The following is a 14,170-nucleotide window of genomic DNA, read 5'->3' on the forward strand; positions in this document are numbered from 1 at the left end:
ATGATTGTGGTCGCCTCCTCGGTGGTCATGATCATCTTGGCCTACGCCTTGGTCTCCGTGCTGACCCAGCGGTTGGTATCCCAAAAAGAAGACGTGGCGCTGCAGGAACTCGAACGCGCCCGCACGGCGGTGGAACAGCAAATCGATGCCACCAGCTCGGCCAACTCGGTGCAGGTGCGCATCAACTCCGCCCGCGCTTCTTTGGATCAACTCTCTGCGCAACAAGGCGATGCGCAGGCCGTATATGAACCCGTCATCGTGGTGGAAAACCAAGATGGATCCATCACCACCTCGCCGGAGGATTTCCCGGTGCCGGAACAAATGCGGCAGATGGTGGGCCAGGACCAGATTGCGCAGCAGTATTATCCGGTCCCGCGCGGCAATGGCGATTACTATAACGCGCTCATGGTGGGCACGCCCACCGATGCCGAGATTCCGAATCTGCAGGTCTACCTGGCCCTGTCCATGGAATCGGAAGAGTCCACGATGGCGCTGATGCGCGGCCTGCTCTCTGCCGCCGGCGTGGTGGTCGTGGTCTTACTGGTGGGCATTGCCTGGTTGGCTACCCAGCAGGTCATCACCCCGATTAAGTCCGCGTCCCGCATTGCCCAGCGCCTGGCCGCCGGCCATCTCAAGGAGCGCATGGCCGTGGACCGGGACGATGAGATGGGCCGACTTGCCGCCTCCTTTAATAATATGGCGGATAAATTGTCCTCCCAGATTGCGCAGCTGGAGGAATACGGCGATTTGCAGCGGCAATTCACTTCCGATGTCTCGCACGAGCTGCGCACCCCCATTACCACCGTGCGCATGGCCGCAGACCTCATCGAATCCGAGGCCGATAGCCTGCCCGCGGGCGCGCAGCGCGCCTCCAAGCTCATGTCCAGGGAGCTGGACCGCTTCGAGGAGCTGCTCGCGGATCTGCTCGAGATTTCCCGACACGATGCCGGCGTGGCGGACCTGTCCACCACGGCCATTGACCTGCGATCCTGCGTGGATGCCGCCTACCGCCAGGTTGAGCACCTAGCCCAAAAGCTCGACGTGGAGGTGGTCCGCAATATGCCAGACGAGCGGATCACCATCCAGGCCGATTCCCGGCGCATCGAGCGCATTTTGCGCAACCTCTTGGCCAATGCCATCGACCACTCTGAGGGCAAACCCGTGGTCATCGATATCGCCACCACGGAGAAGGCCGTGGGCGTGGCGGTCACGGACCACGGCGTGGGCCTGAAACCCGGGCAAGAAGAGCTGGTATTCAACCGTTTCTGGCGCGCGGATTCCTCCCGTAAGCGCCACTCTGGCGGCACCGGGCTGGGCCTTGCCATCGCCCGCGAGGACGCGGTCTTGCACGGCGGCACGCTCGATGCCTTTGGCGTCTTCGGCTACGGTTCCCGCTTCCGCCTCATCATCCCGCGCGAGCCGAATACCGAGATCGGTGAAGAACCCATCTCCCGCGAGATTCCAGGCGCCCCGGGCACCGGTTCAGACGCCGCGCGCGAGGGGCACGATGCGCTTGCCGATGCCCCCGCTCTCGCTGATCCCGCTACCGCCGGCCCAGCTACCGCTGCCGCCGGAGAAAAAGGCGCCGCTGCTGACTTCGCGGCCGACGCAGCTCATGAGCCTGATACTGCAGATGTTAGGGAAGCGGATGCTGGGGAAGCGGCTGCTGGTGCAGCAGAAGATGAGGGCGAGGGTGGCGCCGGTGGGGCATCGCCAAGCAGCAGCTCGGTGGTAGGCCGCGGAATTGGCATCGACGATGACTCGGCGGAGGTGGCCGAGGCGGATGGTGACGGAATCTTGTGGCCTTCTGAGCGCAACCGTGGGGCCGCCTCGCCCGAGAGGCGCTCCTATAAGGCGCCGGATTTTAAGGGGGATAAATAAATGAATTCGGTCATACGCAATGGATTGTGGCGGCGGAGCACCGCCGTGGGCGCGGTGGCGGCGCTGTGTTTTGCCACCGGCTGCTCAACCTTGCCGCACGATACGAGCCCCCAGGTCGTGGGTACCTACCACAAACAGGCCGATGGCCCGGAAGAGGTCATTGCCCCAGAGGTGGGGGCGGACCCGGACCTTACCCTGCGCGATTTTTATCGCGCCGCGGCCGTTCCTACCAATGACCACGATGCCGCTCGCGGGTTCCTCACGGATAACGCCCGCGGGGCCTGGGATGCCTCGGGCGATGTCATGGTGGTCGATAGCCTGGACATCGTGACCGCGCCCGATAAGAAGCAGAATACGGCGGCGGATGCGCGTTCCTTCAATGTGCGCGGCACTATCATCGGACGCCTCAAATCCGGCGGGGCCTATGTGCCGGAAAATGAGAGCTACGAAGCTACCATCGACATGAAAATGGTAGATGACCAGTGGCTTGTTGATAGTCTGCCGGCCGGGTTGGTTATCGAGCGCAATGAGCTGCGCAATCATTACACCCCGCAATCGCTCTATTTTTATAAACAAACCGATGACGTCCTCGCCCCGGACCGCCGGTGGCTGTATAAGGGCAGCGAGGAATCCGAGTCCACGCTGATTACCCTCTTGATGGAAGGCCCATCTAGCAGCATTGCTCCGGCCACCCGCCGAGCGGCGGATGAAAAGGTCACCTTCGCCGGCTATGACAACGAAAACGGCTACCAGTTCGAGGGCCTGTCGGACCTGGATGAAAATGACCGCACCCGCTTTGCGGCGCAGTTGGTCTGGACGCTTTCTGATGCCGGGCATATCGGCCCCTTCAAGGTCAAGGCCGATGGCAGCAATCTGTTAGAAGGCATGGACACCGTCAGCGTGGACGATTTTGCTGACTATAACCCCAAGGTAAACAGTAATTCCCTGTCCACGCTGTACGCCTTGAACGAGGGCAACGTGCTGGAGGTCGATAGCGGGGTGGCCGAGCCGGTTAAGGGCTCTTTGGGCTCGAGCGGCAATGTGCAATCGGTCGATGTCACCGAGTCCGGCATGATTGCGGCGGTTAGCCGGAAGCCTAGCGGCGACTTCAAGCTGCAGATGGGCGAGATTGGTGCCGCGCTGCAGGATTCGGTCGAAGGTAAGACGCTGGCGCGGCCCACCTTTGAATATAACGGGCAGGCCGTCTGGACGGTGGTCGATGGTGACCGCATCGTGCGCGTCGTGCGTTCCAAGACCACCGGGCGGATTTCAGAATCCGAGGTCGATGCCCGCAGCATCGACGATATCGAGGGCGAAATCTCCGTTATCCGCCTCTCCCATAGCGGCGCACGCGCGGCGATGATCATCGATGGCCACGTCTACATCGCCGCGGTGGCTCAATCCAGCAGCGGCGATAAGCGCATCGTCAACGCCCGCGAGGTGGGCCCTGAGGTCTCCGGCTCGGCATTATCTTTGGATTGGAATAACGATGGCTCGCTCATCGTGGGTACGTCCTCTGGGCAGTCGCCGGTATGGCGCATCGAGCAAGATGGTTCCTCGGCCTCTACCATGCCGACGGGTAATATCACCGCCCCGGTAGTTGCGGTGGCTACCTCGCCATCGAAGCTTTATATTACGGATTCCCATGCCATGCTGGAGCTTCCCGCCACGGTGGTCGATGAGGTGAACTGGCGCGAGGTGCCTGGCCTGCAGGGCCGGCGCTCTTCGCCTATCGTGTCCAGTTAGAAGGCGGCGGCGCTAGGCGACGCTGCCGCAGAGGACCTTTCGGGGGGATGGGGTGGTGTCGCGCCGTGAGCATGCGAGAGCTGATTTTTCCGCGTGCGTGTGCCGGGTGCCGCGCGCCCGGCCACGTCTTGTGCCCGCAGTGCCGGGAACACCTGCGCCAGCCTCCCTACCTGGTAAGCCGGCCGCGGTTGCTCGGGGCGCCGGTATTCGCCCTAGGGCCTTATTCCGATATTCGCCGCAACATCGTCATCAGCATGAAAGAACAGGGCAATAGGGAAGTGCGCGATTATATAGGTGCGGTGGTGGCCGCGGGCGTGGCGCACTTGGCCGCCCGTGGCGAGATTCCCCGCGAGCTGTGCCTGGTGCCGGCCCCTACGCGGCGCCGCTCGGCGCGCATGCGCGGCGGTGATCCCGTGACGGCCATGTGCCAGGGTGCGGCGCGCCGGCAGCAGGGCCTGCGGGTGCGCGAGGCGCTTGTCATGGGCGCGGATACGGCGGACCAATCCGAGCTCAATGCGCAGGATAGGTGGGCGAATCTGCAGGGGCGCGTGGGGATTAGAGCCCCGATGGGCGGTGAGCAGGCGCTGCTTGTCGATGACGTTATAACCACCGGTGCTACCCTCGCGGCCAGCATGGCGGCCCTGCGGGCCGCTGGCGCCACGGTCTATGGGGCGTTGGCTTTTGCCGATGCTTAAGTTACATCACACAGTGGGGTGTACGGTGTTACCCCCTAGTGCCATCAGGTCATAACCACTGGTATTATTAAAGGTGTCACAGAGGAACAGTTACTGTGATTGTTTCTAGTCCCCACAACCAAAGGGAGGCATCTCAATGTCCCAGCCAAACAAAGCTCAGGTAACGATTACGGGCCGTAACGTTGATGTACCGGAACACTTCCAGGAGCGCGTCAACGACAAGCTGGCAAAGATTGAACGCCTTGATCCCACACTGACCTTCTTCCATGTGGAATTGCAGCACGAGCCAAACCCGCGCCGCGAAGCAGAGTCCGACCGCATCCAGATCACCGCGACCGGCAAGGGCCACATCGCCCGTGCAGAGGCTAAGGAAGACTCCTTCTACGCAGCTCTGGAAACCGCAATGGGGAAGATGGAACGTTCCCTGCGCAAGGTGAAGGTGCGCCGTGAATACGTCAAGGGCGGCCACCGCGCACAGAAGGGCACCGGCGAAATCGCCGCTGAGATGGTTGCGGAGGCAGAAGCACAGCGCGCTAAGGAAGAGCGTTTGGTCGATCCTTATGCCGAGACCGTCGAGGACGTTCGCCCCGGCCAGATCGTGCGCACCAAGGAGCACCCGGCCACCCCGATGAGCGTGGACGATGCTTTGAGCGAGATGGAGCTGGTTGGCCACGATTTCTTCCTCTTCGTCAACGAGGAAAACAACAAGCCATCCGTGGTTTATCGCCGCCACGCCTTCGACTACGGCATCATCTCCTTGTCTGAGGATGCAGAGGGCTAAAATCCCTCGTGCCCGGCTAAAGAGTTAAGCCTCTTTATTCCCCCTTCCTACCCATCACGTTAGAACTCGATGAGGTTTGGAAGGGGGATTTGTCATGCTGTGAGTTATCTGTTTTCTTAGTGCCCTTAGTATGAAATCACTATCGTTTAAGGGCGGGTAGAACGCGAGAAGGGCAGTGGCGTGAGTACAATTGCGGGAAGTTAACTAATGTGTCGCGACAAGAAGGACTAACGAATAGTGTTTGGACTTTCCAAGCTGCTGCGCGCGGGCGAGGGCCGTACGGTCAAGCGCCTGGGCAAGATTGCAGACGATGTAATTGCACTCGAGGATCAGTACGCGGAGCTTTCGGACGATGAGCTAAAGGCCAAGACTGACGAGTTCAAAACTCGCCTAAAGGATGGCGAAGAAAAGAACGACATCTTGCTCGATGCTTTTGCTACCGTCCGCGAGGCCGCTTGGCGCGTCCTGGGGCAAAAGCACTACCCCGTGCAGATCATGGGTGGTGCCGCCCTGCACTTTGGCAACGTGGCAGAGATGCGCACCGGTGAGGGCAAGACCCTGACCTCCTTGCTGCCCGCTTACCTCAACGCTTTGGAGGGGCAGGGCGTACACATCGTCACGGTCAATGACTACTTGGCCAAGCGTGACGCCGAGATGATGGGCCGTGTGCACCGCTGGTTGGGCCTGTCCGTGGGCGTTATCCTGTCTGAAATGCGCCCGCAAGAGCGCAAGGAAGCCTACGACTGCGACATCACCTACGGCACCAATAACGAGCTGGGCTTTGATTACCTGCGCGATAACATGGTGCGCACCCTCAATGATGTAGTTCAGCGCGGACACAATTTCTGCATCGTGGATGAGGTGGACTCGATTCTTATCGATGAAGCCCGTACCCCACTCATCATTTCCGGCCCGGTTGACGGTTCCTCCCAATTCTATGGCGTCTTTGCGCAGCTGGCGCCGCGCATGCGAGAGGGAATCCACTACGAAGTGGACCACAAAAAGCGCACCATCGGCGTCTTGGAAGAAGGCGTGGAGTACGTCGAAGATCAACTCGGCATTGATAACCTCTACGCGCCGGAGCACTCCCAGTTGGTTTCCTACCTCAATAACGCGTTGAAGGCCAAGGAGCTATTTACCCGCGATAAGGACTACATCGTCCGCAACGGCGAAGTGATGATCGTGGATGGCTTTACCGGCCGCGTTCTGGCAGGACGCCGCTACAACGAGGGCATGCACCAGGCCATTGAGGCCAAGGAGCAGGTGGAGATCAAAAACGAGAACCAGACGCTGGCGACGGTTACCCTGCAGAACTTCTTCCGCCTCTATGAAAAGATTTCCGGCATGACCGGTACCGCGGAAACGGAAGCCGCGGAGCTGCATTCCATCTACGGGCTGGATGTGGTTCCTATTCCTACCAATAAGCCGAACCAGCGCACCGACCACTCGGACCGCATTTACAAGACCCAAGAGGCAAAGTTCGCCGCGGTGGTTGATGATATTGCAGAACACGTCGAACACGGCCAGCCGGTCTTGGTTGGTACCACTTCTGTGGAGCGCTCCGAATACTTGTCGCAGTTGCTTAGCAAGCGCGGCGTGCAGCACAACGTGCTCAACGCCAAGCACCACGAAGAAGAGGGCCAGATCATCGCCCGTGCGGGTCGCCCCGGCACCGTGACCGTGGCAACCAACATGGCCGGCCGTGGTACCGATATCGTGCTCGGCGGTAACCCGGAAGTTATCCTCGATGAGAAGCTGCGCGAGCGCGGCCTCGACCCCTTTGAGGATGAGGAAAAGTACCAGGAAGCCTGGGAAGCCGAGATCGACGGCGAGAAAGAGCGCTCGAAGCGCTTGGGCGATGAGGTGCGCGAATCGGGCGGACTCTATGTCTTGGGCACCGAGCGCCACGAGTCCCGCCGCATCGATAACCAGCTGCGCGGTCGTACCGGCCGTCAGGGGGACCCGGGCGAGACCCGCTTCTACCTGTCCATGCGCGATGAATTGATGGTGCGATTTGTGGGCCAGTCCATGGAGCACATGATGAACCGCCTCAACGTGCCTGATGATGTCCCCATTGAGGCCAAGATGGTCTCGAACTCCATTAAGGGCGCCCAGGCGCAGGTGGAGAACCAGAACTTTGAGATGCGCAAGAACGTGCTGAAGTACGATGAGGTGCTCAATGAGCAGCGCAAGGTGGTTTACTCCACGCGCTATTCCATCCTCGATGCCGATGACATCAAGGACGATATCCGCACCATGATCGATGACACGGTCTCTGCCTACGTCGCGGGCGCTACCGCCACCGGTTATGTCGAGGACTGGAACCTCGAGGAACTCTGGAACGCTCTTGAGGCGCTCTACGGCCCCACGATGTCCCCGGAGGAACTCGTAGAAGGCTCCGAGTACGGCTCCCCAGGCGAGCTCACCGCGGAGCAGCTGCGCGATGCCCTCGTCACCGACGCGAACCGGGAGTACGACAAGCTGGAGGAAGCCGTGTCTGCCATCGGCGGAGACAAGCAGATGCGCAATACCGAGCGCATGGTCATCCTGCCGATTATTGACCAGAAATGGCGCGAGCACCTCTATGAGATGGACTACCTCAAGGAAGGCATCGGCCTGCGCGCGATGGCGCAGCGCGACCCGCTGGTGGAATACCAGAAGGAGGGTGGCGATATGTTCAATGCCATGAATGAAGGCGTGAAGGAAGAAACCGTGCGCCAGTTGTTCATGCTGCGCAAGCAGTTCAAGCAGCAGGAAGAAAACCAAGAGTCCGGCGGTGACTCGGGCTCTGGTCCTGCAGGCCAAGAAACCGTAGAGGCATAAAACCTCCGCGCTCTTTTGCGCCCCTTCCTTTCCTCCCCACCTTCGCGTGGTGAAGAAGGAGGGAGGGGCGCTGTTAGTTTTAGAGCAGCCGAAACGAGCGCAGCCCCTGGTCCGTGGCGGAGCCGGTAAAGGCGTGGCGCTGGGTGCCGATGACAGCGGAACCGAAGTATTCGCCGTTGGGACGCGCGTGCAGGCTGGTAAGGCGCAGGGCATCGGTGTCGTAGGGGCTTTTTCGACGGTGTACCCAAGAACCAATGTGCAGGCGGATGGAATCCGAAAAGCGCGGGGAATTAAGGTTTGCCAGCGGGCGGTAGCCGGCGGCGACCTCAAGGATAAAGACCACCCAGGCTTGGATATGGTGCTGGGCGGCGACCTCTGCAGTAGTGGGCAGGCGGCCGTAATGGATGCGGTGCGGGGCGATATATAGCTTGAGATGAGAGTAGCCGGGAATGGGCTCATACATGGTGAAATGAGTGCTCCTGCGAAAAAGGCAGGGAGGCGAACGCGTGATAATTATCTCATGGGGGCGCTGCGCGCGCTATTTCTGGCAGTTTCCTGTATGAGGCGGGCGAGAATATAAGCGCAGTTCGCTATACTTTCGGGAGTTACAAAATATTCGTGTACTGAAGGATTAAATATATGCGTGGTCTCATCGTTGACTATGTCGGCGTCCTCGATGGCGCTGAAGAGGACAATCGCCGCTGGAAGGCTCTTCTATCCGCGGTGAAGGCAAATGGTGCCGCAACCGCTATCTTGTCTAATGACCCGGGCGGTTCCGGCGCTGAGCACATTCGCGAGTGGGAATACCGCGGCAACGTCGATGCCGTGGTGTTGTCTGGCGAAATCGGGGCGGAAAAGCCGGAGGTTGCGGCCTTCCAAGCGGCTGCCGATGCCCTCGAGCTGCCCTTGAGCGATTGCGTCATGGTCGATGATTCGATTCTTAACGTGCGCGCCGCCGTCGATGCCGGGATGATCGGTTTCTTGTACACCAGCTTCGACCGCGTGTCCGTAGAAATTCAAGCCGTATTCGATATTGAAGGGGAATTTTAGTGGCTGAAGCCCGCGTCTATATTCCGGCGACCTATGCCATGCTGGCGGAGCTCGCAGAAACCGGTACGCTCGCGGCGCGTTCCGGTTGGGGTTTCATGGTTACCCCGGCCCTGCGCGATTTTTATACCGCAGGCGATGAAGAAGAGATCGCCTACTCCGCCTTCCTCGAGGCCTCCATGGCCTCGCTGCGCCTGTTGACCATTGGGGATGAGGAGAAGTTCCCGCACCGTCGCGTGGTCATTTCCATCGACGTTGATGACACGGCAGTCACCCCGCGCCCAGATATGGGCGAGCCGGTGGTAGAGCTCCAGCCAGCGCAGTTTGGCACCGATAACCTCGCCGCCATTCACGTGGATATTGAAGAATCCGAAGAGGCAACGGCCAAGGCCATCGAGGCCATTGATTCCGCTGACCTCGGCGATGAGGACGCGGAGCTCGCGGTGGGCGATGCCCTGGATAACTTCATGGCCTTCTACCACCCCACGGAGCTGCCCTTCCTTGTGGAATTGCTCTAGGCCGCGCTAGTTTTCCCACTCCACGTTGGTGCGCAGGGCTTGCAGCAGCCCGCGTACCGCATCGCGGCGGCGGGCGGTAGCGGTGCCCTCGGGAATGATTTCTGGATCATCGAGCCCGCATTCGGGATCCGCCGGTGGCCCCGCGTGCGTACAGCCGCGCGGGCATTCCTCAATGGCCGCGGCGAGATCCTCGAAAACGCCAAGGATGGTATCCGCGTCCACGTGCGCCAGCCCAAAGGAGCGAATGCCCGGCGTATCGATGATCCAGCCGCCCTGGGAGTCGGTGCTAGGAGCGTCGGTGGGCAAGGGGAGGGCCACCGATTGCGTCGAGGTATGCCGGCCCTTGCCGATGCCCGATACTTCCCCCGTTTCCCTTTCCGCATCTGGGACCAGCCGGTTAACCAGCGTGGATTTGCCCACCCCGGAATGCCCGATGAGCGCGGTGATATGCCCATCTACCTGCGCGCGCACGGCTTCCAAGCCATCCTCGACCCCGGCCTCGACCACCGTGACATCTAGGTCAGCGAATTCTTCTGCAAACGGCGTCGGGTCCGCGAGATCCGTCTTGGTAAGGCACAAGATGGGGTGGAGGTTGCCCACGAACGCGGCAATCAAGGCGCGCTCGACAAAACCGGACCGCGGGGGCGGGTCGGCCACGGCAGAAACGATCAGCAATTGATCGGCATTGGCCACCACGATGCGCTCATACGGATCCGTGTCATCGGCGGTGCGACGCAGCACGGAGGTGCGATCCGCCAGCTTGACGATGCGCGCCAGCGTGTCCTTCGCACCAGAGGTATCACCAACCACGCCGACGCGGTCACCGACCTCGATGGCGGTGCGGCCCAGCTCGCGGGCGCGCATGGCGGTGACGGTGGGGCCATCGTCAAGCGCGACGCCCCACCGACCGCGGTCCTTGGTAATTACCATGCCGTATTTGGCATTTTTGTGCTTGGGCCGATCCTTGGTGCGCGGGCGCGAGCCCTTGCCGGGGCGCACGCGCACATCAGATTCATCAAAGGAACCGAAACGTCTAGCCATGTAAATCCTGTTGGTCGGGGTGCAGCATCGTCTCCCACATGCGGGCGAAACCGGGCAAGGTCTTGGAGGTGGTGGAAATATCCTCAATCTGGATATCAGGGACTTTCAAACCCAGAATGGCACCGGCGGTGGCCATGCGGTGATCGGCATAGCACGGCCAATTGCCGCCGTGGAGTTCGGCGGGTTCGATCACCAGGCCATCGTCAAGCTCGGTGACCCTGCCGCCCAGCGCATTGATATTCGCCGCGAGCGTCTGCAAACGGTCGGTCTCGTGGCCGCGCAGGTGGGCGATGCCCGTAAGCCGGGACGGCGTTTCCGCGAGCGCGCACAGGGCCGCAACGGTGGGGGTAAGCTCCCCGATATCGCCCATATTGCGCTCGATGCCCTGCAGCTTGCCTGCCGGGTTGCCCTCTGCCGTGACGCTGTTGTGCTCCTGGGTTACCATCACGCCCATATCCAGCAGGATCTGGCGGATGGCATCGCCCGGCTGGGTGGTATTCGCCGGCCAATTCTTGATGGTCAGGCGCCCGCCGGTGACCGCCGCGGCGGCGAGGAACGGCGTGGCATTGGAGAGATCCGGCTCAATGAACCATTCGCGCCCGGCAATGGGGCCGGGATGCACCGTCCACGTCGTGCCATCCGAATCCACGCGCACGCCCGCCTGGCGTAGCATGCCCACCGTCATTTCCACGTGCGGCATGGACGGCAGTTGGCCGCCCTCGTGGGTGAGCTGGATGCCCTGGGAAAAACGTGCCCCGCTGAGCAGCAGGCCGGAGACGAACTGGGAAGAACCGGAAGCATCGATGGTGACCTTCCCGCCTTCTGGCACGTCGTTGGCGGACACCGTAAAGGGCAGGCTATCGCCTTTTACATCAACGCCGAGGCTGCGCAGCGCATCCAGCGTCGTGGACATGGGGCGGTTATAGGCCTGCTTATCGCCATCGACGCGCACCGGGCCATCCGCCAGCGCCGCAACCGGCGGCACAAAGCGCATCACGGTGCCGGCCAGCCCACAATCCACCGTGGCACCGTGCAGCTTCCCAGGCTGGACGTGGATATCGGCGCCGTCATGGGTGAAGCGAACCCCCATGGCACTGAGCGCGTCCTCCATCAGTTGCGTATCGCGCGATACCAGCGGGGCGTGCAGGATGGACGGGGAATCAGCCAGCGCGGCCAGGATGAAGGCGCGATTGGTAATAGATTTCGATCCTGGCACCTGGTGTTCCCCCGTAACGGGGCTGGTAGCCAGCGGGGCGGTCCAAGGTTGAGACATAGTGTCCATAATAGAGGGCATGTGCGGAAGATTCGTTCTTTTTACCGAGTCCCTCCTCGATGAGGTGGGAAACCTCCCGGGTGTCCAGGAAGTCCACGCCCCACAGGGCACGCCGGGGCCGCGGTATAATATTGCCCCCACCCAGCCCATTCCCATCGTGCGCGTGCGCGAGGAGCTAGCGGAAGTCGATCCCGCGCGGTGGGCGCTCTTGCCGCAGTGGAAGAAAGACCTAGATGGCCCGCCGCTTTTTAATGCCCGGGCAGAAACGGTGGCGAGCAAGCCGTCTTTTCGCACCGCCTTTAAATCCCAGCGCTGCCTTATCCCCATGAACGGCTATTACGAGTGGCACAAGGATGGCTCCACCAAGACGCCGTACTACGTCCACCCAGACCAGGGACTGCTGTGGGCCGCGGGGCTCTGGGATACCGGGTTGGACCGGCTCTCTGCCACCATCGTGATCACCGCGGCTACCGAAGAGATGGAGTGGCTGCACCACAGGTTGCCGCGATTCTTGGCGCCGGAGGAGATGCGCACCTGGCTCGAGGGTAGCGCCGAGGAGGCCAAGGAGCTGCTAGTGCCCACGGGCCTGCGAGGGTTTGAGTACCACGCTGTGGACAAGGCCGTGGGGACTGTCTCTAATGACTATCCGGAGCTACTCATCCGCCAGTAGATCGGCAAAGTCTGCCCCGCACAAGTGCGCGAGGTCTTCTGCGTTGAGCTCGATATCTAGGCCGCGGCGGCCGCCGGAGATAAAGACAGTATCGAAAAGCACCGCGGATTCCTCGATCACCGTGGGCAGCGCGTTCTTTTGCCCGAGCGGGGAAATACCGCCATGCACGTAGCCTGAGGATTTCTCGGCATCGTGCACCTGCGCCATGGCGGCCTTAGATACGCCAAGGGCAGCGGCGGCCTTCTTGAGGCTTAAATGGTGCGTGGTGGGAATCACGCACACCGCCAACTCGCGGCGCGGACCTTTGCCCGCGGTGAGATCAATGATGAGCGTTTTCAGCACGCGTTCGGGTTCTACGTCTAAGGCCGCCGCGGCGTGATCACCAAAGTGATCCTTGCCCGCCTCGAAGGTGGATATGGAGTGTTTGACTCCGGCATCTTCGATGACTTTCAGTGCCGGGGTAGCGGCATGCGGGGACTTTTTGGCCATATAGGAATTTTAGCGTGAGACGTTAGGATAGATTGTGTGGTTAAAGAAACAGTGAGCGAGAAGGAGCTGCAGCGCCGCTTTGAAAAGGAAGCGCTCCCGCTGCTCGATCAGCTCTATGGCGGCGCGCTGCGCATGACGCGAAACCCGCAAGACGCGGAAGACTTGGTGCAAGAGACCTATCTGAAGGCCTATAAGTCCTTTCATTCCTTTAAGCAGGGAACGAACCTGAAGGCGTGGCTGTATCGCATCATGACCAATAACTACATCAACTCTTATCGCAAGGCGAAGCGGCGCCCTACCGAGTCTTCTGCCGATGACTTGAGTGATTTTCAGCTCTATACCACCGCAGGCCACGATTCCACCGGCTTGGAATCGGCCGAGGTGGCAGCGCTTAAAGAGATGCCAGATAGGTCCATTTCGCAGGCCATTAATGACTTACCGGAGGATTACCGGATGGTGGTCTACTACTCCGATGTGGAGGGCTTAGCGTACAAAGAAATCGCCGAAATCATGGATACTCCACTGGGAACGGTGATGTCCCGCCTACACCGTGGAAGAAAAATGCTCCGGAAGGCGTTGAAGGACGTAGCACGTGAACAAGGAATTGGATTAGAACACCCGGACATGGAGGACAAGTAATGGAAGGCGCAACCGGAAAGAACTGTGGTGCGTGCAGCTCCACTGAGGTACACAACCTATTTTGCGAGCTTCTCGACGAATCCACGACCTATGCCCGCGCTTTAGCCATCCGCGAGCACATCGCCCAATGCGATTTTTGCCAGCAACGCCTAGAGCGCGAAGAACTCGTCCGCTCCATCGTGCGCAATTGCTGTGCCGGCCAAGCTAAGGCACCGCAATCGCTGCGCCGCCGTATCTCGGTAGAAATTACGGAGATCGAATCCCGCTGGTAAGAAGCGTCCTTCAGAGCTGCGAAACCCTCTGGAGGCTTCTGGGGTTTTTGGGGTGCAGAAATTTCTTGTTTAGACCTTAACGTAGATATAGCAAAAGCCCGGCTGGGTAGTGCTGAAATGCACTGCCAACTAAGCCGGGCTTTATGTTTGCTGTACGTTATGCGCCAGGACGCTTGCCGTGATTAGCGGCCTTCTTGCGGCGATCCTTGCGCTTGCGACCACGCTTGCTCATTGCGCACTCCTTCGTTGAGGGTTTCTGAACTTTATTCAACTGTAGCGGCTAAGGGCGCCGAAA

General features: G+C 60.5%; 15 protein-coding genes. 10 read left to right on the top strand and 5 right to left on the bottom strand.

Going from position 1 to position 14,170, the window contains the following annotated elements; genetic code table 11:
• The 5 genes from mtrB (at position 1) to secA (ending at position 7,926) form a co-directional block, all read left to right on the top strand.
• The gene (mtrB, locus tag CACC_RS03305; RefSeq protein WP_005277515.1) at positions 1 to 1,881 is read left to right on the top strand and encodes an MtrAB system histidine kinase MtrB; all 1,881 of its coding nucleotides are present in this window, start codon (positions 1 to 3) and stop codon (positions 1,879 to 1,881) included.
• The gene (gene lpqB, locus CACC_RS03310) at positions 1,882 to 3,627 is read left to right on the top strand and encodes an MtrAB system accessory lipoprotein LpqB (RefSeq protein ID WP_005277517.1); all 1,746 of its coding nucleotides are present in this window, start codon (positions 1,882 to 1,884) and stop codon (positions 3,625 to 3,627) included.
• A 71-nt stretch (positions 3,628 to 3,698) separates the two neighbouring features.
• Complete coding sequence (locus tag CACC_RS03315) at positions 3,699 to 4,322, top strand: ComF family protein (protein ID WP_232018382.1); 624 nt, start codon at positions 3,699 to 3,701, stop codon at positions 4,320 to 4,322.
• 136 nt (positions 4,323 to 4,458) lie between these two features.
• Positions 4,459 to 5,103 carry a ribosome hibernation-promoting factor, HPF/YfiA family gene (gene hpf / locus CACC_RS03320; RefSeq protein WP_005277524.1) on the top strand — a complete coding sequence of 215 codons (645 nt, stop codon included), beginning with the start codon at positions 4,459 to 4,461 and terminating at the stop codon, positions 5,101 to 5,103.
• A gap of 237 nt (positions 5,104 to 5,340) precedes the next feature.
• Positions 5,341 to 7,926 carry a preprotein translocase subunit SecA gene (gene secA / locus CACC_RS03325; protein WP_005277525.1) on the top strand — a complete coding sequence of 862 codons (2,586 nt, stop codon included), beginning with the start codon at positions 5,341 to 5,343 and terminating at the stop codon, positions 7,924 to 7,926.
• A gap of 79 nt (positions 7,927 to 8,005) precedes the next feature.
• Here the strand turns inward: secA and CACC_RS03330 are convergent, their stop codons facing one another.
• Positions 8,006 to 8,389, bottom strand: coding sequence for a hypothetical protein (locus CACC_RS03330; protein ID WP_005277527.1), 384 nt, complete (start codon positions 8,387 to 8,389; stop codon positions 8,006 to 8,008).
• 176 nt (positions 8,390 to 8,565) lie between these two features.
• Between CACC_RS03330 and CACC_RS03335 the strand changes: the two genes are divergently transcribed.
• Together CACC_RS03335 and CACC_RS03340 are read left to right on the top strand one after the other, a co-directional pair.
• Positions 8,566 to 8,976: an HAD family hydrolase gene (locus CACC_RS03335; protein ID WP_005277530.1), complete on the top strand. Its 411-nt coding sequence runs from the start codon at positions 8,566 to 8,568 to the stop codon at positions 8,974 to 8,976.
• The gene (locus tag CACC_RS03340) at positions 8,976 to 9,491 is read left to right on the top strand and encodes a DUF6912 family protein (protein WP_005277532.1); all 516 of its coding nucleotides are present in this window, start codon (positions 8,976 to 8,978) and stop codon (positions 9,489 to 9,491) included. The genes CACC_RS03335 and CACC_RS03340 overlap by 1 nt, the downstream gene beginning before the upstream one ends.
• Before the next feature lie 6 nt (positions 9,492 to 9,497).
• Here the strand turns inward: CACC_RS03340 and rsgA are convergent, their stop codons facing one another.
• Positions 9,498 to 10,532, bottom strand: a complete 1,035-nt coding sequence (gene rsgA / locus CACC_RS03345; RefSeq protein WP_005277534.1) for a ribosome small subunit-dependent GTPase A — start codon at positions 10,530 to 10,532, stop codon at positions 9,498 to 9,500.
• Positions 10,525 to 11,826 carry a 3-phosphoshikimate 1-carboxyvinyltransferase gene (gene aroA, locus CACC_RS03350; protein WP_005277536.1) on the bottom strand — a complete coding sequence of 434 codons (1,302 nt, stop codon included), beginning with the start codon at positions 11,824 to 11,826 and terminating at the stop codon, positions 10,525 to 10,527. Before aroA ends, rsgA begins: the two co-directional genes overlap by 8 nt.
• Here aroA and CACC_RS03355 point away from each other — a divergent pair.
• On the top strand, positions 11,825 to 12,475 hold the full coding sequence (locus tag CACC_RS03355; RefSeq protein WP_005277538.1) for an SOS response-associated peptidase: 651 nt from the start codon (positions 11,825 to 11,827) through the stop codon (positions 12,473 to 12,475). The two genes, aroA and CACC_RS03355, sit on opposite strands and share 2 nt — an antisense overlap.
• On the opposite strand, the gene ybaK is transcribed toward CACC_RS03355, so the two are convergent.
• Positions 12,458 to 12,964, bottom strand: coding sequence for a Cys-tRNA(Pro) deacylase (ybaK, locus tag CACC_RS03360; protein ID WP_005277539.1), 507 nt, complete (start codon positions 12,962 to 12,964; stop codon positions 12,458 to 12,460). The two genes, CACC_RS03355 and ybaK, sit on opposite strands and share 18 nt — an antisense overlap.
• A gap of 36 nt (positions 12,965 to 13,000) precedes the next feature.
• On the opposite strand from ybaK, the gene CACC_RS03365 reads away from it, so the two are divergent.
• On the top strand, positions 13,001 to 13,603 hold the full coding sequence (locus CACC_RS03365) for a sigma-70 family RNA polymerase sigma factor (protein WP_005277540.1): 603 nt from the start codon (positions 13,001 to 13,003) through the stop codon (positions 13,601 to 13,603).
• Entirely contained in the window at positions 13,603 to 13,875 is a 273-nt protein-coding gene (locus CACC_RS03370) for an anti-sigma factor (RefSeq protein WP_005277543.1), read from the top strand. Before CACC_RS03365 ends, CACC_RS03370 begins: the two co-directional genes overlap by 1 nt.
• 157 nt (positions 13,876 to 14,032) lie before the next feature.
• Here the strand turns inward: CACC_RS03370 and CACC_RS11740 are convergent, their stop codons facing one another.
• Positions 14,033 to 14,107 carry a 50S ribosomal protein bL37 gene (locus CACC_RS11740; protein WP_369707509.1) on the bottom strand — a complete coding sequence of 25 codons (75 nt, stop codon included), beginning with the start codon at positions 14,105 to 14,107 and terminating at the stop codon, positions 14,033 to 14,035.
• Positions 14,108 to 14,170 lie beyond the last annotated feature (63 nt).

Origin of the sequence: Corynebacterium accolens, from assembly GCF_023520795.1 — a bacterium.
Taxonomy (GTDB): domain Bacteria; phylum Actinomycetota; class Actinomycetes; order Mycobacteriales; family Mycobacteriaceae; genus Corynebacterium; species Corynebacterium accolens.